Source organism: Burkholderia sp. EMB26 (genome assembly GCF_024730645.1).
Lineage (GTDB): Bacteria > Pseudomonadota > Gammaproteobacteria > Burkholderiales > Burkholderiaceae > Burkholderia > Burkholderia cenocepacia.
Genome location: NZ_CP078071.1, coordinates 1,359,524 through 1,379,565, shown reverse-complemented (window position 1 = coordinate 1,379,565; position 20,042 = coordinate 1,359,524). Strand labels below are relative to the sequence as shown.

Annotated in this window: 19 protein-coding genes; 15 read left to right on the top strand and 4 right to left on the bottom strand. The window is 63.0% G+C overall.

The annotated features are described in order from the left end of the window. Positions 1 to 2 precede the first annotated feature (2 nt). From KU887_RS22995 to comJ, 6 genes are all read left to right on the top strand, one after another. Positions 3 to 467, top strand: coding sequence for a DcrB-related protein (locus KU887_RS22995; protein WP_034202009.1), 465 nt, complete (start codon positions 3 to 5; stop codon positions 465 to 467). After that, a complete protein-coding gene (locus KU887_RS22990) occupies positions 464 to 4,786 on the top strand; it encodes an RHS repeat-associated core domain-containing protein (protein ID WP_230626792.1) in 4,323 nt (1,440 codons plus the stop codon). The genes KU887_RS22995 and KU887_RS22990 overlap by 4 nt, the downstream gene beginning before the upstream one ends. A gap of 21 nt (positions 4,787 to 4,807) precedes the next feature. Further along, complete coding sequence (locus KU887_RS22985) at positions 4,808 to 5,407, top strand: hypothetical protein (RefSeq protein WP_230391040.1); 600 nt, start codon at positions 4,808 to 4,810, stop codon at positions 5,405 to 5,407. Between the two features lie 62 nt (positions 5,408 to 5,469). Next, the gene (locus KU887_RS22980; RefSeq protein WP_258258281.1) at positions 5,470 to 6,840 is read left to right on the top strand and encodes an RHS repeat domain-containing protein; all 1,371 of its coding nucleotides are present in this window, start codon (positions 5,470 to 5,472) and stop codon (positions 6,838 to 6,840) included. After that, a complete protein-coding gene (locus tag KU887_RS22975; protein ID WP_194131823.1) occupies positions 6,834 to 7,376 on the top strand; it encodes an SMI1/KNR4 family protein in 543 nt (180 codons plus the stop codon). Before KU887_RS22980 ends, KU887_RS22975 begins: the two co-directional genes overlap by 7 nt. A gap of 45 nt (positions 7,377 to 7,421) precedes the next feature. Then, positions 7,422 to 7,718 carry a competence protein ComJ gene (gene comJ / locus KU887_RS22970; RefSeq protein ID WP_144445999.1) on the top strand — a complete coding sequence of 99 codons (297 nt, stop codon included), beginning with the start codon at positions 7,422 to 7,424 and terminating at the stop codon, positions 7,716 to 7,718. A 115-nt stretch (positions 7,719 to 7,833) separates the two neighbouring features. Here comJ and KU887_RS22965 read toward each other — a convergent pair whose 3' ends face one another. Continuing rightward, complete coding sequence (locus KU887_RS22965; protein ID WP_249486113.1) at positions 7,834 to 8,487, bottom strand: hypothetical protein; 654 nt, start codon at positions 8,485 to 8,487, stop codon at positions 7,834 to 7,836. Between the two features lie 787 nt (positions 8,488 to 9,274). Between KU887_RS22965 and KU887_RS22960 the strand changes: the two genes are divergently transcribed. The 5 genes from KU887_RS22960 to KU887_RS22940 all read left to right on the top strand — a co-directional run bounded on the left by KU887_RS22960 (position 9,275) and on the right by KU887_RS22940 (position 14,257). Then, positions 9,275 to 10,393 (top strand): branched-chain amino acid ABC transporter substrate-binding protein, encoded by a 1,119-nt coding sequence (locus KU887_RS22960; protein ID WP_006484706.1) that lies wholly within the window; start codon positions 9,275 to 9,277, stop codon positions 10,391 to 10,393. A 183-nt stretch (positions 10,394 to 10,576) separates the two neighbouring features. After that, entirely contained in the window at positions 10,577 to 11,503 is a 927-nt protein-coding gene (gene livH / locus KU887_RS22955; protein WP_006484734.1) for a high-affinity branched-chain amino acid ABC transporter permease LivH, read from the top strand. Between the two features lie 11 nt (positions 11,504 to 11,514). After that, positions 11,515 to 12,786 carry a high-affinity branched-chain amino acid ABC transporter permease LivM gene (locus KU887_RS22950; protein WP_006498797.1) on the top strand — a complete coding sequence of 424 codons (1,272 nt, stop codon included), beginning with the start codon at positions 11,515 to 11,517 and terminating at the stop codon, positions 12,784 to 12,786. After that, positions 12,783 to 13,556 (top strand): high-affinity branched-chain amino acid ABC transporter ATP-binding protein LivG, encoded by a 774-nt coding sequence (gene livG, locus KU887_RS22945; protein ID WP_006484760.1) that lies wholly within the window; start codon positions 12,783 to 12,785, stop codon positions 13,554 to 13,556. Before KU887_RS22950 ends, livG begins: the two co-directional genes overlap by 4 nt. Next, positions 13,556 to 14,257, top strand: a complete 702-nt coding sequence (locus KU887_RS22940) for an ABC transporter ATP-binding protein (RefSeq protein ID WP_006484776.1) — start codon at positions 13,556 to 13,558, stop codon at positions 14,255 to 14,257. The genes livG and KU887_RS22940 overlap by 1 nt, the downstream gene beginning before the upstream one ends. 93 nt (positions 14,258 to 14,350) lie before the next feature. Here KU887_RS22940 and KU887_RS22935 read toward each other — a convergent pair whose 3' ends face one another. After that, a complete protein-coding gene (locus KU887_RS22935) occupies positions 14,351 to 15,202 on the bottom strand; it encodes a LysR substrate-binding domain-containing protein (protein WP_006498800.1) in 852 nt (283 codons plus the stop codon). Between the two features lie 133 nt (positions 15,203 to 15,335). On the opposite strand from KU887_RS22935, the gene KU887_RS22930 reads away from it, so the two are divergent. From KU887_RS22930 to KU887_RS22915, 4 genes are all read left to right on the top strand, one after another. Then, positions 15,336 to 16,316, top strand: coding sequence for a hypothetical protein (locus KU887_RS22930; protein WP_258258278.1), 981 nt, complete (start codon positions 15,336 to 15,338; stop codon positions 16,314 to 16,316). A gap of 29 nt (positions 16,317 to 16,345) precedes the next feature. Continuing rightward, a complete protein-coding gene (locus KU887_RS22925) occupies positions 16,346 to 17,332 on the top strand; it encodes a 2OG-Fe(II) oxygenase (protein ID WP_258258277.1) in 987 nt (328 codons plus the stop codon). Between the two features lie 13 nt (positions 17,333 to 17,345). Next, entirely contained in the window at positions 17,346 to 18,269 is a 924-nt protein-coding gene (locus KU887_RS22920) for a DMT family transporter (RefSeq protein ID WP_006484773.1), read from the top strand. 65 nt (positions 18,270 to 18,334) lie between these two features. Continuing rightward, positions 18,335 to 18,685, top strand: coding sequence for a VOC family protein (locus KU887_RS22915; RefSeq protein WP_006484732.1), 351 nt, complete (start codon positions 18,335 to 18,337; stop codon positions 18,683 to 18,685). A gap of 30 nt (positions 18,686 to 18,715) precedes the next feature. Here KU887_RS22915 and KU887_RS22910 read toward each other — a convergent pair whose 3' ends face one another. Together KU887_RS22910 and KU887_RS22905 are read right to left on the bottom strand one after the other, a co-directional pair. Further along, positions 18,716 to 19,123, bottom strand: a complete 408-nt coding sequence (locus KU887_RS22910) for a DUF2000 domain-containing protein (RefSeq protein ID WP_006484757.1) — start codon at positions 19,121 to 19,123, stop codon at positions 18,716 to 18,718. 44 nt (positions 19,124 to 19,167) lie between these two features. Further along, positions 19,168 to 20,025 (bottom strand): AraC family transcriptional regulator, encoded by an 858-nt coding sequence (locus KU887_RS22905; RefSeq protein WP_006484752.1) that lies wholly within the window; start codon positions 20,023 to 20,025, stop codon positions 19,168 to 19,170. Positions 20,026 to 20,042 lie beyond the last annotated feature (17 nt).

The following is a 20,042-nucleotide window of genomic DNA, read 5'->3' as shown; positions in this document are numbered from 1 at the left end:
TCATGCACTACGCAATCCATGAAGGCACATTCGAATTGCCGGACGCGGCGCTTGATCGCACCGTCAACATGCTGATTCTTCCCGTCGGCCCGGGCGGGCTGAGTCTCGTCGTGTCCCGCGGCCGGCTGCGCGAGCAGGAGTCGATCGACGCATTCGTCGAGCGCGAATGGGCGCAGGCGTCGCGCACCGCGCAGAACCTGAACGTGCAGTCGCGACGCCCGGTGACGGTCGGGCGAGCGGAATGCCCCGGCGTGCAGACGGAATCGACGCATGAACAGGACGGCCGCACCTTTCATCAGATGCAGACGGCGTTTCGGCTCGATGCCGGCGGGCAGGTCATCGTGATGACGTTGACCAATGCGGCGCCGCTCAACGACGAACAACGTGCGCTTGCAGCGCGCATGCTGGAGAGCTTCCAGCCGCGCCCGGTTGCGCCCGCGCTGGTTTCGGATGCCGGCCGCCCATGAGTCAGCCGGCCGCTCGTAAGGATGATCCCTTTACCCACACGACGCTCGCGGGCGACCTGCTCGGCATGGGCGGGTCGCTGCTGGGCGGCTTGGGGATCGGATGGGCGCTGACCACGCTAGCGGAAGGTCTCGTGTTTGGTGCATTGGGTGCGCTCGAAATCGGCACCGGCGGGCTGGCGACGCCCATCGTGCTGGCGATCGGTGTCGGCGTGGCTGCATACATGCAGGGTTCTGGCCTCAACGACAAGATCGACGAGGCCGCGAAGGGGCTCGGCAACGCCATTTCTCCGCCCGAGGAGAAAGGCACGATCCAGAACGGCTCGCCCGATGTGTTCGTCAACGGGAAGCCGGCCGCACGCGCGGCCGACGGCGCGGACATGGATCCGGTTCTGTGCAGCGATCATCCCGGTCCGCAATTCGTCGCGCAAGGGTCCGACGTGGTGTTCATCAACGATCTGCCCGCGGCGCGGGTCGACGACAAGACCACCTGTGACGGCACGATCTCGAAGGGCTCGCCGGATGTTTTCTTCGGTGGCGGCACGAAGACCGTGCGCGACATCAGTGCGGCACGGCCGTGGGTCGCCGGACTCGGCGCGGCGATCGGTATCGCGCTTGCGCTATGTGGTCGAGGCAAGGGGAACTGGAGCGATTTCGTCAAGGGCAAGCTGCCGTGTCTCGCGATGAACTTCGCGGCCGGCATATTCGGCACATGGCTCGGCAGCAAGATGCAGCCGTCGGCCGGCCATCCCGTCAACGTGATTACCGGCGGCAAGATTCTCGACGGCAGCGACGACACGGATTTCGTGTTGCCGGGCCCGCTGCCCATTGTCTGGCGGCGTTTTTACAGCAGCCATGACGATCGCGCCGATGGCCTGTTCGGCGCCGGCTGGAGCGTGCCGATCAGTGTCGAGTTGAAGGTCGCGCGAGAGAACGGCGTCGTCGCGTCGATCACGTACTGGGACGAACAGGGGCGTGATATCGAGTTTCCGCCGGTGGCGCCGGGTGAGAGTCATTTCAGCGTGCCGGAAGGCATTTACCTGATTTGTACCGCTGGCGGGCACTATGTCGTCGAAACGGTCGATGGTTTGTATCGCGATTTCGGTCCGGCCCGGGCACCGGCGTCGGATGCTGAAACACTGAACCTTCGGCGGCTTGAGGACCGAAACGGCAATTGGATCGAGGTCGAGCGTGCGGCCGCCGGCGAACGGGAGCGGCCGGTTCGGCTTCACGATAGTGCCGGCCGTGTGCTGACGGTGCACTACGATCCGGAGCATCCGCGACGCGTCGCCTCGATCGAACTGGTACGCGGCGTCGATGGTGAGTTGCCCGAGATCCTGGTTCGTTACGGCTATACGAGCGCAGGCGAACTCGCAACGGTCACCGACCGCAGCGGCCATACCGGGCGGCATTTCGGTTACGAACACGGCCGGATGACACGGCATACGCTGCCCGGCGGGCTACAGTGCTTTTACGCGTGGAACGGCGTCGGCCGCGACGCGCGTGTCGTGCGCCACTGGACTGACGACGGCGAAGCGTACACGTTCGACGCAGACCTTGCGCAGCGTTCGGTGACGATCACCGATCAGATCGGGCGCGTGACGCAATGGACATGGAACGAGGATCGGCAGCCGACGAGCCATACGGATGCAGAAGGTCACGTCTGGCAGTTCGAATGGAATGCGATGCGGCAACTGGTCAGCACGACCGATCCGGCCGGCCATGTCACGCGCTTCGAATATGACGAGCGCGGGCGGCAGACGCAGCGCATCGACGCGCTCGGCGAGGTCGAGCGGACCGAATGGAACGGGCACTACGATCTGCCTGTTGCGGAAATCGATCCGACCAATGCGCGGTGGATCTATCGCTACGACACGCGCGGCAACCTGACGATGACGCGCGATCCGGCGGGTTTCGCGACCGAGTATTACCGGGACGAGCGCGGGCTCGTGCATACGATTCGCGATGCGCGTGGCGGGTACAAGTTCCTCGAATGGAATGGTCGGGCGCAGTTGACCTCGTATACCGATTGCTCCGGCAAGGTCACGCGGTTTGCGTATGACGCACGCGGTGCGCTCGCGCGGGTGACGGATGCGGCCGGGCAGGCCACCGTGTACGAAACGGATGCGATGGGGCGAGTCACGGGAATCCGGACGGCCGATGGTGCGCATCAGACGTTTCGGTACGACGCAGCGGGGCGTCTCGTTGAGGTCATCGATCCGAATCAGCGCAGCACGCGTTACGAGCTCAATCCGCGGGGATTGTTGCTGGCACGCACGGATGCGGCTGATCGTGTCGTGCGGTTCGGCTATGACGATGCGTTCCGGTTGGCGAGCTTGACCAACGAGAACCGTGAGACGTATCGCTTTCAGTATGATCGTCGCGATCTGGTTTCCGCACAGATCGGTCTCGATGGCCACAAGCGTACGTACGAGTACGACGTGTGCGGTCAAGGAACGATCGTACGCGACGGCCAGCTCGAGACGCGATACGAGCGCGATGCGGTCGGTCGGTTGACGGCGAAGCAAGCTGCGCACGAGCGTTGCGAATACCTGTATGACGAGGCAGGCCGGATTACATCGGCCGAGTTGTACGCGTTCGCCGCGCGTGGGCCATCGTTGAAGAATCGGGTCAGCCTGAAGTACGACAAGCGTGGAGAAGTCGTCGAGGAATACACGCCGACCGGCTGGCTCGCACATACCTACGACGAGCTTGGCAATCGTGTCAGCACGACGATTTCCGGCGAGCGCACGATCGATTGGCTGCATTACGGTTCTGGGCATGTGCACCAGATTCGTTTCGATGGTGCCGCGGTTGCGGACATCGAACGGGATGACCTGCATCGCGAGGTGCTGCGGACGCAGGGCAAGCTGACGAGTCACTTCGGGTATGACGCGGTGGGGCGCCGTGCGCGGCAAACCGCGCAGCGAGGTACGGCGGGCGGCGAGTTGCTTGCGAAGCAGTGGCAATACGATGCGGCAGGCGACGTGATCCAGAAGCGCGATCAGCGTTATGGCACGACGAGCTATCGGTATGACCCGACGGGGCGCATCGAGCACGCGGCAGGGCCGGGGTTGCCGTCGGAAGTGTTTCGCTGGGATGCGGCGGCGAACCTGGTGTCGAGCGATCACCCGGGCGGCTACGTCGAGCACAACCGGCTCAAGATGTTCGAGGACAAGCGCTTCGAGTACGACGCGTATGGGCGGTTGGTTCGCAAGCTCAGTGGGCATGGGCCGGCTAAAGAATTGGTGCTTGAGTACGACGATTGGAACCAGCTCAAGACGGTCGTGACGAAGGACCGGCTCGGGATCGCGACGACGCATTTCGAGTACGACGCGTTCGGCCGGCGGATCCGGAAGCTCAATGGCAGTTATGCGAGTACGGATTTCCTGTGGGACGGCATGCGGTTGGTGCAGGAGACGTATCACGATCGCCAGGGCGAGGAAGCGCTGACGTACTTGTACGAGTCCAATAGTTATGTGCCACTTGCCCGGATCGATCAAGGGAAGGCGGCGGCTAATGATTCGGATGTACGGGATGCGGTTTATTACTTCCACAACGATGTTTCGGGGCTGCCGGAGGAACTGACTGACGCTGGTGGCGAGCTGGTTTGGCAGGCGCGCTATAAGGTGTGGGGCAATGCGGTGCAGGAGGAGTGGGTTGCGCGGGCGCCGCAGCGGTCCACACCGGCGTGGGGCGAAGTACAGGCCGTAGCACCGGTGCAGTCGCACGTGCCTCGACCGCAGAACTTGCGCTTTCAGGGGCAGTATCTGGACCGCGAGACTGGCCTGCACTACAACACGTTCAGGTTCTATGATCCGGACATCGGACGCTTCATCAATCCGGATCCGATAGGGTTGGCAGGCGGGTTGAATCAGTATCGATATGGGCCGAATCCGCTGGCGTGGATTGACCCGTGGGGCCTGACTTGCCTGAGTCAATGGAGTGGAAAGCGCGGTCGCGAAAAATCGATGTACGACTTGGAGCGAAACGGCTTCAACGTCGTTGCTGAAGAGGTGACAATGAAGGTGAACGGCAAGCGTATTCGGGCCGACTTCGTTGCAACGGACAACCACGGCAACTATCACGTCTTCGAGGCGAAGCATGGGACAGGGCGTCTGACCAAAAATCAAAGTGCTTCCGGTGTATTTGATATGGCGAGTCCATCGAATACCGTTGACGGTATTGGTGGTGGGGTAATTACGCCGTCAGCGGGAAAAACGGGACAGTTCGAGATCGCAACTGGCAATAGAGATATAGGGGAAGTGCTTGGTGAGCGTGGTACTTCGTATGATGCAACATTTCACGTGCTGAAATATTGAGGTGTGTTGATGAGCGCGGAGTTGAAGAAGACATTTGAGAAAAGACTGCAAAATTTTTTAAAGGAAAATATAAGTGAAAAAGGTGTCAAGGTATCGAGGGGCGAGATTGTTGTTGACCGAGAAGGTATGGGTAATGGGCGTATCGGATTCAGATTTCTGAGAAATGCAAACGGATATATTCTTTCTGCTGCAGCTGACTCTCCTGGCCTCCAGGATTTTTATGTGAGCAGAAATCCTCCGTACAGGCCGAAGATACCAACTGGTTTGGTTATGGCGATGAATACATCCATGGAAACGGTAAAATCATTTTCCCCGAATGTCGGTGGGGCAATTGATCTGCCGCGGGATGAAGAGGGGATTGAGTCGGCGTGTCGATGGATATGTGAAAAGGTAGCGAGTATTTATTTGCCGAGAGTAATAAATGTAGTTGAGATCAATTCTGGGTTGGTGCGAGATGTAATGGAAAATCCAAATTACTATTCATACCCATTTTTGACCATCGTTTTCGCTGCAAAGAAAAATGGTATCGGACTGAATGAACTTGATACTGATTATTTGCTGGGTAAAAAGGTGTCAGGTAATAAGTCGTTCGATGGTGAAGTTTTGAAAGAGTATTTTTAGGGTATGACGCGGTGGGTCGTCGTGCGCGGCACGCTGCGCAGCGAGGTACGGCGGGCGGCGAGTTGCTTGCGAAGCAGTGGCAATACGATGCGGCAGGCGACGTGATCCAGAAGCGCGATCAGCGTTACGGCACGACGAGCTATCGGTATGACCCGACGGGACGCGTCGAACAGGCGGCAGGGCCGGGATTGCCGTCGGAAGTGTTTCGCTGGGATGCGGCGGCCAACCTTGTGTCGAGCGATCACCCGGGCGGCTACGTCGAGCACAACCGGCTCAAGGTGTTCGAGGACAAACGGTTCGAGTACGACGCGTATGGGAGGCTCGTTCGCAAGCTGAGTGGGCATGGGCCGGCTAAGGAGCTCACGCTTGAATACGACGATTGGAACCAGCTCAAGACTGTCGTGACGAAGGATCGGCTCGGAATTGCGACGACGCATTTCGAGTACGACGCGTTTGGCAGGCGGATCCGGAAGCTCAACGGCAGTTATGCGAGTACGGATTTCCTGTGGGACGGCATGCGGTTGGTGCAGGAGACGTATCACGATCGCCAGGGCGAGGAAGCGCTGACGTACTTGTACGAGTCCAATAGTTATGTGCCACTTGCCCGGATCGATCAAGGGAAGGCGGCGGCTAATGATTCGGATGTACGGGATGCGGTTTACTACTTCCACAACGATGTTTCCGGGCTGCCGGAGGAACTGACTGACGCTGGTGGCGAGCTGGTTTGGCAGGCGCGCTATAAGGTGTGGGGCAATGCGGTGCAGGAGGAGTGGGTTGCGCGGGCGCCGCAGCGGTCCACACCGGCGTGGGGCGAAGTACAGGCCGTAGCACCGGTGCAGTCCCGCGCGCCTCGACCGCAGAACTTGCGCTTCCAGGGGCAGTATCTGGACCGCGAGACTGGCCTGCACTACAACACGTTCAGGTTCTATGATCCGGACATCGGACGCTTCATCAATCCGGACCCTATCGGGCTGATTGGCGGGATGAACTTGTACCAGTACGGATCGAATCCGATCGTATGGATTGACCCGTGGGGATGGGCGGCCGATAGGTTGCCGCGCACCAACGGCCGTTGGGACGGTGAACCTGGGAACAGCAACTGGTATTCCGACAATGCGAAAGTAAATGCCATTACAGGCAATGATCCGATTCCTTTCAAGGGGGGGTGTCCTGACTTCTCGGCATGGTCAAAGGGTACGTTGACCTTCGAGAAAGATGTTCTTAACGGTACGCGGACCGATTTCCCAACGGTCTATGCTGAGCTTGGTCGTATCAAAGGAATTAGTGCGAACGCTGCCAAGAATCTCTTGAAAGAGAAGGGACTTACACCCCATCATTTGAGTGCGACGGAAATTCAGTTCATTCCATCTGATCTACATGGAAATGTCCCGCGCACGGGATCTGCGGCAGATATGAGGAAGGCGCGATGCTAGACAAACTTTCGCAACTCGGAGCAACTCCTGACGAATTGTCGTCGGAAAGGAAGATGCAGCTTTTAGCTTCTTTGGAGGCCGAGGTTGGCCCGCTTCCGGACGACTATAGAAACCTGTTGCTGCATTTCGGCGGGGATATCGAGTTCAATTCTCTCGTCAAGTTTCGTTCCGATGAACCGTCACCGTGGGCAGCACAGGACGGTACCGATTCTTTGGAGTTTCTCTACGGACTGTCGAGCAAATACGGATCGACAATACTCGAGAGGTTTGAGACGTACAAGGGCCGTATTCCGGCTGATTGGATTCCGATCGGAGAAGCGCCTGGTGGAAATCAAGTCTGCCTCAGAATTCATCCATCAGGTGCTCGATCGGTTGAGTTCTGGGATCATGAGAGCGAGGTCGGCCCGGGCTTGCAGCCGCGCGGTACGGGCTTGACGAAAATCACCGACACGTTGCAGGAGTTTGTTAGCCGACTTACGCCGGAAGATCCACCAGAGAATGCGCCTCGTGCCGTAAAGGTGGATCTTCAGTTTTGATATTCAATCTTGGCTCCCCCTGAATCAGGAGCTCAAGGAACAAGCATGCAAACGATTGACCTGTTGATTTCCCATAGTCAAATCGTAGTTCGATCGAGGCCGTACGATGAAGGTTCGAGCCAATGGGGAACGGGCAACGTTGATCAGGGCGCGGTGCTGCACGCCAACTACCTCATTTTCTATCCGCTTCCGGACGATGCCTTCGGTGCAAAGGTGTACTTGCAGGTGGTGGACAAGTTCGAGATGGACGAGTGGGCCGCACGATGCATTGTTGCGCCGTTTCATATTGAGGATCGCAATTCGCTCCAAGTCGCCTCGGCGGCCGAAAAGTTCAAGGCGTGATCATCACACAGATGTAAAAGGCAACGCCGCGAAATGCGACCGCGCAGCGCAACGTCGCGCAGCGTGCCGGGCAGGGTAGACCAGCCGTAAGCGGCCGCTACCCCGAAACCCCACTTCACCAAGCAATATCGCAAGACGACCGCGACGTCCTCGCACCACCGGTAGCCGTGCACTTCGTCCCCGATCCATTGTCATAAAACGTCCGCGTCTCTGGCTGCGGCACCGACGGATCGAACGGATTCGGCGCCCCGTGAGGACCACGCGGCGCATCGTACGGCCGCTGCGGCGCATACGAGCCGCCACGACCAGCAGGCCGAGAACCGTTCGCGCGCAGGTATTCATGCCAGTTTTGCTCGCGCTGCTCGTACCCGGGCACTGCGCGACCCAGACTATCGTTCCCGCCCGCGCCGAGCGCGACGCGGTTCGGCGGCAAGACGAAATCGGGTTCACGCCCGGAAGAAGCGGGCAGCGGCGCCACCAGCGCATCACTCGTTACCCGCAATGGCCGCGTATCCGGCGTATCGAACGGGCTACGTTCGGCAGGCGCGGCGAACTGTACGCGTGGGCGGCTCATCCTCACCGCGCGCCCGTCATCCCGAGCAGCCGCACGCCGCTCCGAGCGAAACACATTGGCACCGGCCGACCGATCGGTCAGCGTATCGCGTCCCGAAGCATGGGCAGCAGAAACAGAAAGCGCGCACGCGATCGCGGCGGCGGAAGAGAGGCGGACTGGGCAATTCATGGGCGATCCGAAGCAGGTGATGTGCATTGAACAAAAACGGCAGATCACTGGCTGGCGGCTGAGCGACGAGGGGGCGTCGAAGCGGCCCTGAAGCGACTGCGGGGCGCGGCGAACGCGACTTGCAGGGAGGCTGGCTGGATTGCAGAAGCGAGCTCGTATTATTTCATGAAAATATCAAAAAGCTTTCAGATTGTTTAGTTTCGCAGATAAACAGTAATATTTGCCGCCTCACTGAGCGCTCCGTCCTGGTGCGTGCCAACACAATCATCAGTCGATTGATCCCCAGCGACCAGGGCTCTTGGCAACCCAAAAAATGCATCCCCGGGAAATCCCCGTCGCCGAACGCCAAGCCCAGCAAGGAACCAGCTCCCAGCTTCTTGCCAAAATAGCAACCCGATTGCACTCGAAGCAAACGTTGTCACCGCGTCGCGGTTGCGCCCCCATCGCCACCCACCCATCTCAAAAACGTACGTGTTTTCCCTCAATCGACAGGCATTTTTGACAGACGATTGAAAAACGCCCATATAATTTCGACTGCCTTGCCAATGGCTGTCGGACCATCCCTCCGAACGAGCGATTTGGCAAGCGGGGCAGGCGAAACGCTTGCGCAATGCAAGACGCATCACGATGTCTTTCCGAACCAGACGTCCCCTTCGGGGACTGCAAGAGCCGGGCCCCGCTACGCAACATTCCGCCGGAGTTCCGTCTTCTATGTGTCTCGGGCGTGTCCCATGTCCTCGCCCCGGGTGCTGTTCGATTGCGCAAGTCATGCCGCCTTTGCCCGTATGACTAAACAACATCGAGGAGCTCCCAGATGACGCTGTCCCGTCTTACGTCCATTTCCGTCGCCGCCGTGCTGTTCGCCGCCGGCGCCGCCGCCGCGCAAGCGGAAACCGTGAAGATCGCCATCGCTGGTCCGATGAGCGGCTCGGTCGCCCAATACGGCGACATGGTGAAGGCCGGCGCGCTGACCGCGATCGAACAGATCAACGCGGCAGGCGGTGCGGGCGGCAACAAGTTCGAAGTGGTGATGATGGACGACGCGTGCGAACCGAAGCAGGCCGTCGCCGTCGCCAACAAGATCGTCAGCCAGAAGATCAAGTACGTGATCGGTCACGTGTGCTCGGGTTCGACGATTCCCGCGTCGGACATCTACGAGAACGAAGGCATCGTGATGGTCACGCCGTCGGCCACCGCGCCGCAACTGACGGAAGGCAAGAAGCGCCACTTCATTTTCCGCACGATCGGCCGTGACGACCAGCAAGGCCCGGCCGCCGCGCACTACATCATCAACAACGTGAAGCCGAAGAAGGTCGCGGTCCTGCACGACAAGCAGTCGTACGGCCAGGGCATCGCGTCGTCGGTGAAGAAGGACCTCGAAGCCGCGAAGATCCCGGTCGTGCTGTTCGAAGGCATCAACGCCGGCGATTCGGACTACTCGGCGATCATCACGAAGCTGAAGTCGCAAGGCGTCGATTTCGTCTACTTCGGCGGCTACCACCCGGAAATGGGCCTGCTGATGCGCCAGGCGCGCGAGCAGGGCGTGAAGGCGACGTTCATGGGGCCTGAAGGCGTGGGCAACAAGGACGTGACGGCGATCGCCGGCCCGGCTTCGGAAGGCATGCTCGTGACGCTGCCGGCCGACTTCTCGGCCGATCCGGCCAACGCGGCGCTCGTGAAGGCGTTCGCGGACAAGAAGCGCGACCCGAACGGTCCGTTCCAGATGCCGTCGTACGCCGCGGTGAAGATCATCGCCGACTCGATCGCGGGCGCGAAGACGACCGACCCGACGAAGGTGGCCGCGTACATGCACAAGACGACGTTCGACACGCCGATCGGCAAGGTCGCGTATGACGCACAGGGCGACCTGAAGGCGTTCAAGTTCGTCGTGTACACGTGGCACAAGGACGCGACGAAGACCGCCGCCAAGTAACAACGGAGTACCCGCCCGCGCACCCGCCCTGTCCGAAACCCGGACGGGGCGGGTGCGTATTGGCCGCGCATCTGCCCCATGCGCGCCAGCGGGCGGCCCGAGACGACACCGTGCGTTGCGCGCGGCCGAGCGCCGTGATCCGGCGACGGCATGCGACCCAGCGCCAACGGGAGCTTCCCGCACATGACTGACTTCTTTCCTCAATTCGCCCAGCAGCTGGTCAACGGCCTGACGCTGGGTGCGATCTATGCGTTGATCGCCATCGGCTATTCGATGGTCTACGGCATCATCGGCATGATCAACTTCGCCCACGGCGAGATCTACATGATCGGCGCGTACGTGGGCCTCGTGACCCTGACGGCCATCGGCATCTCCGCCGGCTATCCGCTGCCGCTCGTGCTCGGCGCCGCGCTGATCGTGTCGGTGATCGTCACCGGCCTGTACGGCTTCGCGGTCGAGCGCGTCGCGTATCGCCCGCTGCGCGGCGGCCCGCGCCTCGTGCCGCTGATCTCCGCGATCGGCATGTCGATCTTCCTGCAGAACTACGTGCAGATCGGCCAGGGCGCGCGCGACGTGTCGGTGCCCGTGCTGATCTCCGGCGCATTCGACATCCATCTCGGCGGCGACTACGACGTGACGATTCCGTATGCGCGTCTGCTGATCGTCTGCGTGACGATCGTGCTGATGATCGCGCTCACGCTGTTCATCTCGCATTCGCGGATGGGGCGTGCGTGCCGTGCGTGCGCGGAAGACATGAAGATGGCGAACCTGCTCGGCATCGACACGAACCGCGTGATCTCGTTCACGTTCGTGCTCGGCGCGATGCTGGCGGCCGTCGGCGGCGTGCTGATCGGGCTGACGATCGGCAAGCTGAATCCGTATATCGGCTTCGTCGCGGGCATCAAGGCGTTCACCGCCGCGGTGCTCGGCGGGATCGGCAGCATTCCGGGCGCGATGCTCGGCGGCGTGCTGCTGGGCCTCGCCGAAACCTTCGCCGCGGGCTACATGCCGGCCGAGTACAAGGACGTGGTCGCGTTCGGCCTGCTCGTGCTGATCCTGCTCTTCCGCCCGACCGGCCTGCTCGGCAAGTCGGACATCGAAAAGGTTTGAGGGAGACGCAGATGAGTCAAGTCATTTCCGTTCGCCGCCCGGCCGCCGACGCGTCGTTCGGCCAGGCGCTGAAGAACGCCGTGGCCGCCGCGATCCTGACGGCGATCCTCACGATTCCGGTGCTCGGGCTGCAACTGAAGCTCGACGGCTATCAGGTGGTGCTGACGCCGCACTGGCGCCCGGTGTGGATCGCGGTCGCGGCCGTGTTCCTGTTCCAGTTGTTCAAGCCGTGGCTGATGCGCGCGAAAGCGGCCGTGAAGCTGCCGGCGGCGCCGACGATGGGCGCGCGGCAGCAGCGCGTGATCATCTGGGTGCTGCTCGCGGTCGGCCTCGTGTGGCCGTTCTTCGGTTCGCGCGGCGCGGTGGACGTCGCCACGCTCGCGCTGATCTACGTGATCCTCGGCCTCGGGCTGAACATCGTGGTCGGTTTCGCGGGGCTGCTGGATCTCGGCTACGTCGGGTTCTACGCGGTCGGCGGCTATACGTACGCGATGCTCAACCAGTATTTCGGGCTGTCGTTCTGGGAATGCCTGCCGATCGCGGCGATCGCCGCGGCGACGTTCGGCTTCCTGCTCGGCTTCCCGGTGCTGCGGTTGCGCGGCGACTATCTGGCGATCGTCACGCTCGGCTTCGGCGAAATCATCCGCCTGCTCGCGAACAACCTGACGAGCCTCACCGGCGGCCCGGACGGCATCTCGAGCATTCCGAAGCCCACGGTGTTCGGCTTCGAGATGGCGCGCTCGGCGAGCGTCGAAGGCGCGAAGACCTTCCATGAACTGATCGGGCTGGAATACAGCGGCGAGCACATGGTGATCTTCCTGTACCTGATCGCGCTGCTGCTGGTGGGCTTCACGCTGTTCGTGACGAGCCGCCTGATCCGCATGCCGATGGGCCGTGCGTGGGAAGCGCTGCGCGACGACGAGATCGCATGCCGTTCGCTGGGTCTCAACCCGACGCGCATCAAGCTGTCGGCGTTCACGCTCGGCGCGGCGTTCGCGGGGATCGGCGGCGCGTTCTTCGCGGCGCGTCAGGGCCTCGTGAATCCCGAATCGTTCACCTTCATCGAATCGGCGCTGATCCTCGCGATCGTCGTGCTCGGCGGGATGGGCTCGCAGCTCGGCGTGATTCTCGCGGCGATCCTGCTGACCGTGCTGCCGGAAGTCGCGCGCGGCTTCGCCGAATACCGGATGCTGATCTTCGGTCTCGTGATGGTGTTGATGATGATGTGGCGTCCGCAGGGCCTGTTGCCCGCGAGCCGTCCCCACGTGGAGCTGCCGCAATGAGCGCGAATGCAGAACTGTTGAAGGTCGCCGGGCTGCAGATGCGCTTCGGCGGGTTGCTCGCGGTGGACGGCATCGATTTCGACGTGCGCCGCGACGAGGTGTTCGCGATCATCGGGCCGAACGGCGCGGGCAAGACCACGGTGTTCAACTGCGTCGGCGGCTTCTACAAGCCGACCGGCGGCGACGTGGTGCTCGACGGCCACGCGATTGGCGGGCTGCCGAGCCACAAGATCGCGTTGAAGGGTCTGGTGCGGACGTTCCAGAACATCCGGCTGTTCAAGTCGCTGACCGTCGTCGAGAACCTGCTCGTCGCGCAGCATCGCAAGGTGAAGGCCGGGCTGCTGCACGGCCTGTTCGCGACGCCCGCGTATCGTCATGCCGAGCAGGCAGCGCTCGAACGCGCGGCCGTCTGGCTCGACCGGATGGGGCTGACGTCGGTCGCCAACCGGCCGGCCGGCACGCTGTCGTACGGGCACCAGCGGCGTCTGGAGATCGCGCGCTGCATGATCACCGAGCCGCGCCTGCTGATGCTCGACGAGCCGGCGGCGGGCCTCAACCCGCAGGAAAAGATCGAGCTGCAGCACCTGATCGACAAGCTGCGCCGTGAATTCGGCGTGTCGGTGCTGCTGATCGAACACGACATGAGCCTCGTGATGGGCGTGTCCGACCGCATCCTCGTGATGGAGCACGGCCGGCCGATCGTGATCGGCACGCCGGAAGCGGTCCGCAACGACCCGCGCGTGATCAAGGCGTATCTGGGGGAAGAGTGATGCTGAAGCTGGAACAGGTCCATACGCACTACGGCGCGGTCGAAGCGCTCGCGGGCGTGTCGATCGAAGTGAACAAGGGCGAGATCGTCACGCTGATCGGCAGCAACGGCGCCGGCAAGACGACGCTGATGATGACCGTGTGCGGCACGCCGCGCGCGTCGTCGGGCCGCGTGCTGTTCGAGGGCAACGACATCACCGCGATGTCGACGCACCAGATCATGCGGCAGGGAATGGCGATTTCGCCGGAAGGGCGGCGCGTGTTCCCGAGCCTGACGGTGCTCGAGAACCTGAAGATGGGCGGCTTCTTCGCGAGCCGTCACGAGATCGACGACGGCATCGAGCACGTGTTCAAGCTGTTTCCGCGCCTGAAGGAACGCGCGGCGCAGCGGGCCGGCACGATGTCGGGCGGCGAGCAGCAGATGCTCGCGATCGGCCGCGCGCTGATGAGCAAGCCGCGTTTGCTGCTGCTCGACGAGCCGACGCTCGGCCTCGCGCCGCTCGTGATCGCGCAGATCTTCGACATCATCCGCACGATCCGCGACGAAGGCGTCACGGTGTTCCTCGTCGAGCAGAATGCGAACAAGGCGCTCGGTGTGGCCGACCGCGGCTACGTGCTCGAAACGGGGCGCGTGGTGCTGGCCGACACGGGCGCGAACCTGCTCGCGAACGACCGCATCAAGCAGGCGTATCTCGGCGGTTGACGAGAGAAAGCCCGCCGGCCTGCAACGGGCCGGCGGCAGTTTTTCCGGCGGTTCACTTCTGCTTGCAAGGCCGGGTTCCCGGCCTTGTCTTCGTTATCCGATCCTGAACGTGCTTTTCAGTACGTCGCGCAGATGCAGCGCGGCGCGATTGCTGTCGTCCGTCAGCACCGTGATCAGGTGCGGCGGCAGATCGGGCAGCACGATCCCGGCGACGTGGCTCGTCAGGTTGCCCGACACGCGATCGTGCTCGATCAGGCCGACCGCCAGCCCGTTCGCGATACACGCTTCGACCGCCGGAGAACTGGCGCTTTCGAGCAGCATCCGGTGCGCGATCTTCGCCTTCTTCAGCGCATTCAGCGCGGTGTCGCGGTACGGGCAGCCCTGCAGTTGCACCGCGATCGGTAGCGGCGCATCGGGATTGAACTTGAAGGTGCGCGCGGCGACCCACACCGGATGCGTCTTGCTGAGCAGTTCGGCGTGCGGCAGCGCTTTCGGCACCACGGCGATCGTGATGTCGAGCTGGCCACGCGAGAACAGCAGCTGCAACTCTTCGCTGGAGCGCGCTTCGACCGTCAGTTCCAGCAGCGGCCGGTCGGCGGCGAAGCGCGGCAGGAATTCGGCCATGAAGTGCGCGGCGTAGGAATCGGGGATGCCGAGCCGCAGCTTGCCGGTCAGCATCTGCGGCGACAGCGATTCGACGAGCCGGTCGTGGCTCAGCAGGAACTCGGTGGTGTCGCTCAGCAGCTTGTGGCCGAACTGCGTGAGTTCGACCGCCTGGTTGTTTCGCGTGAACAGCCGCTGCGCGACCATCTCTTCCAGCTTCTGAATCTGCGCGGTGACCGACGACGGGCTGCGGTTTACATGAACGGCCGCATCCTTGAAGCGGCCGAGCTTCGCGACGGCGTGGAAGGTACGCAGCAGGTCGACGTCCAGGGTACGCGGCATGATTTGGTTTTTCCGAATCAGTGATTCAGGTAATGTCGATTGACGGAATTATTGGGCATCCCATATTCTCGGGTCAACAGGCAGACAACGGCAGGCAGCCGGTCGGGCGTTGCACGCATCCGGGGAACGATTCATGTCGATCAATGATTTTGTCGTAGATGCATTGGTGCGGGACAGGAAGCTGAAGGCGGAGTCGGTATGGACGGTCGAGAATCACGAAAAATATTCGACGTTGCATCGCACGGACGATGACGTGCGGCGGCAGGAAGCGGGGCGCGAAGTCTTTGCGCTGATGCGCAACCTGAACGAGCTGGGCGTGCGAAGCCCGGCGTTGTGCGCGGATCGCGACGGTAACGGGTCGTTACGCGAAGCGATCGGCGCATTGAGCGAGCGGCTCGCGACGTTGTCGCGCGGCCGCCATGTGCATTACATCGAGCTCGGGCCCGAGCCGGTCAAGACGACCGAGCTGATGAAGGCGGTCAGCGGCGGCGGCCCGAACCATCTGCGTTACACGGCCGTCGACATCAACGAGTCGTCGGAAGACGCGATGCGGCACGCGATCATGCCGTTCCTGAAAACGCCGGGCTGTTTCAACTACATCGCCGACGATTACCGGAACGTGCAGTGGAACCATATCGACCTGGGCCAGGACGTGACGTTCATCACGATGCTCGGATTCCAGGAAGGCAACGAGCTGCCGGTGACGATCGGCCGGCTGATTCGCAATCTCGGCGGCAAGTCGACTTACGTCGTGTCGGAGATGCAGTTGCTCGTGGAAGGGCGCGAAGAGCCCATCTACAACTTCTACCAGAACGAGAACATGGTGCGGTTCTCCGAAATCGTCAGCCGGCAGCAGGGTTTCGAGCCGCTCGGCAAGCATCACGTGTCGATCGTGCGGCTCAATCTGCTGGGCGACCAGTTCCATGTGGCGGTCACGCTGCAGCCGGTGTCGAAAGCGGGGGCCGACGGGCATCTGATCACCAACGTCTGCCTGAAATACACGCCGGAGCAATTCCGCCACGTTCGCCTGAGCCACGGCAATTGCCGCGTGATCGACGAGCTGCGCAGCGGGGATGGCAGCGTCGTGTACCAGATTGCGCAGTTCAAGGGCTGAATGGCGAAACGTCGACAGCGAGGCACGCGATGAACAAGGGAAATGCATTGCCGGTGTTTGCGCGCGGGTTCGGCCGGGTGAGGCTGGCGCTGCGGACGTCGCTGTCCGTCGGCGCGAACGTCGGCGGCAGGCTCGACGCATCGACGGAACCGATGCGCTGGTCCAGCGCGTGCCTGCGCGACGGCTACGAGGTACGCTACCGCCGCAACCTCGACGATCTCGGCTATCGCGACGTGCCGATGCGCGGTACGCGCTCGGATGCGCTGAACGCGGTGTGTCACCTGCGCGGCTTGTTTTCCGACGAAGCGGTCGACGCGTTGCGCGAGATCGGCCGCGCGCTGGAGCGCAGTGCGTCGAGCAGCAACTGGATCATCTCGAAGCGCGTGCGTGCGGTGACGAACCGCTCGCGGTTCGTCGACGACATGATGCACGATCGCGCGTTCCTGCTGCGGGTGTCGCGCCTCGCCGGCGTGCCGTTGATTCCGTACCCGATGGCCAATGCGCGCTCGCAGTTCAATTACTACTATCCGACGGACCAGCGCGACGGCAAGGAACAACTGGGCATGTGGCATACCGACGGCACCAGTTTCGTGCTGAACATCGTGTTGTCGGATCGCGCCGAGTACGAAGGCGGCAACTTTCTGTTCTACGAATCGATGGCGGAGACGTTCGATCGCCACGATCGCGAACGCCGGCACGTCAAGACCGCGAATCTGGACAACGCGGGTGATGCGCTGCTGATCTACGGCAGCAAGCTGTTTCATGGCGTCGAACCGGTTCAGGGCGGGCGTCGCATGTCGCTGGTGCTGTCGTTTCATTGCCCGACCACGCGCGAGGACGACAACGGGTTCTGGCATCTCGCGTCGGACGACGGTATTCCGCGCACCGTCGTCAACTGGCTGGCGCTGCAGCGTGCCCTTCGGGACGACGCCGAATTGCAGTACCTGCGCCTGGGGCTCGAACCGATCCGGCCGGAAGACCTGGGCGACCAGCGTCTGGCTCCGGCCACTTTCTGAGAACCGTCGCGCCATGCAGCTTTTCCTGCTCCAACTCGTTTTCGTCCTGTCGTGGAGTTCCGGGTTCATCGGCGCCAAGCTCGGCGCGGAGACGGCCGGCGCGTTCAATCTGCTGTTCTGGCGGTTCCTGCTCGTCACGCTGTGCCTTGCGATCGTCCTCAATCGCCAGCTCGCGCGTCTGACGCTCGAAAAAATCCGCTATCACGCGGTGATCGGCTTCCTGTCGCAGTTCCTCTATCTGGCCTGTGTGTACGTCGCGATCCAGCATGGCCTGCCGCCGGGCATCGCCGCGATCGTCGCGGCGTTGCAGCCGCTCATCACGGCGGCGATGACGTCGTTCGGCGGCAGCGAGCGCAGCGGGGCGCGCCAGTGGGCCGGGCTCGTCGTCGGGTTCGTCGGCGTAGGCATCGTGATCGGCGGGCAATATGCGCTGCCGGCCGGGTCGGTCGGGATCGTGATGTACCTGCTGCCGCTGGTGTCCGCGTTCGGACTGTCGATCGCGACGATCTATCAGCGCCGCCGCGCGCTGACGGCCGCGCGCAGCAACGAGGACGGGCTGTTCCTGCCGCTGTTCGTGCAGGGTTGCGTGAGCCTCGTGCTGTTCGCGGCGTGCGGGCTCGTCACCGGCGACCTGCATGTGCCGACGCAGCCGAACGTGTGGGTGTCGGTCGTGTGGCTGACGGTGTTCTCGACTTTCATCGCTTACCTGTCGCTGTGGGCGCTCCTCAAACGCATGCCCGCGACGCGCGTGGCGACGCTCGTCTATCTCGAACCGCCGGTGACGCTGCTGTGGGCCGCATGGATGTTCGGCGACCGGATCGAGGTGACGACCTACGTCGGCATCGTCGTCGTCGCGATCGGCGTCTGGCTGGCCGGCAAGCACGGCGCGCGGCCCGCGCGGCCGCGCTGCGCGGACATGGAGACGGCCGGCCGCTGACGCACTGGTTGCGCGCGCGATTCCGGTGTAGCTTCGCGAGACTGCCCGACTCGTGAAGGAACCCGATGAAAGTCAAACGGATCGTCGCCAACGTCGATACGCGCTCGATCGACGACGCCAGGCGCTTCTACCAACGGATCTTCGGTCTCGACCTGCTGATGGACCACGGCTGGATCGCGACCTACGGCAACGCCGAGCAGATGGACGTGCAGATCAGCTTCGCGTCGCACGGCGGATCGGGCACGCCGACGCCCGATCTGTCGATCGAGGTCGACGATGTCGATGAAGCGCTCGCGCGGGTTCGGGCGGCCGGCATGTCCGTCGAATACGGGCCGGCCGACGAACCGTGGGGCGTACGGCGGTTTTACGTGCGCGACCCGTTCGGCAAGCTCGTCAACGTGCTCGCGCATCGCTGAGCCGGCGACGGGAGTCGGGTACGCCGGCGTTCACGCATGCAGCGCCAGCCCCTTCACCGCCTTGTCGACGGCCTTCTTCGGCCCGTGCAGCGCCAGGCCGACCAGATCGGGATTGTCCGCATCCTCGGCGCGGAACGCCGCGCGGTTGGCCGCGTCGTGCCCGGTCGAAAACATCGCGCGCACGTAGGGCACGATCGTCAGTTCGCGCGACAGCGCCTGCCGATGCGCGGCCTGCAAGCCGTTCAGGTCGGCCGCGAACACCAGCATCGGCTGGCCCAGCATCCGGCTGTAACGGCGCCCGGCCGCATCCTCGTAAGGCTCGCCGAGGGCGTCCGGCGCACCGGCCGCGACACCCGTCGCGAGAAACGCGACCACGTTGAGTTTCTGCCACGCCGCGAGATCGTCGCGCACGATCAGCGCTACTTTGGTATCGAACATGCTTGCTCCTGGTTGGAGCGCTCATGATCGGCCGGCGCGCGCGATCAGTCTGGAACGTTTGTGCAAAGTTGCCGGTACGCGGCCGGCGTGATCCGGTACGCGCGGCGGAACCAGCGGCCGAGGTGGCTCTGGTCGGCGAAGCCGACGTCGGCGGCCGCCTGCGCGGGCGTGCGGCCGGCGGCGAGCAGCTTGCGCGCGGCACGCAGCCGCAGGCGCACGAGATACGCGTGCGGCGACGTGCCGAACGCACGCTGGAACATCCGCGTCAGCCGGAACCGGTCGATGCCGGCGACGCTCGCGAGTTCGTCGAGGCCGAGGTTGCCGTCCATGTGTGCGTGCAGCAGGTCGCGCACGCGCGCGATCGCGGGCGGCACGACGGCGCTTTCCAGCGCGAGCGGGCCGCCCAGCTGGCTGCCGAGCCGCATCAGCAAGCGGTCGAGCGTCTGGTCGCGTGCGAGCCGGCCTTCGTTGTCGTGGATCGCGAAGAACGCGTTCCGGATCGCGTCGACGAGGCCGCGATCGTCGACGAGCGTATGGCCGAACGTCGCTTCGACGCTGCCGAGGCCCGGCAGGTCGAGCCGGCGCGCGGCGCGCTCGACCCATGCCTGCGGCAGGTACAGCATCCCGTACGTGAAGCCGCCGGCTTCGGGCGCGTGGCCGTCGTGCATCGCGCCCGGCTCGATCAGGATCGCGCGGCCCGGCACGCTGGTATGCAGCGAGCGGTGGCACTGGAAGCGCTGCACGCCCTGTTCGGTGAAGCCCACCAGCATGTCGTCGTGGTCGTGCGCATCGTACGCATGGCCGGTGAAATGCGCGTGCAGGCTTTCGATGCCGGTGTCCGCATCGCGGCGCGCGACGAGCCAGTGGTCGGTCGTGCCGGTTCGGTTCGTCGCGGTCGTCATCGGGTTCCTCGCACGTC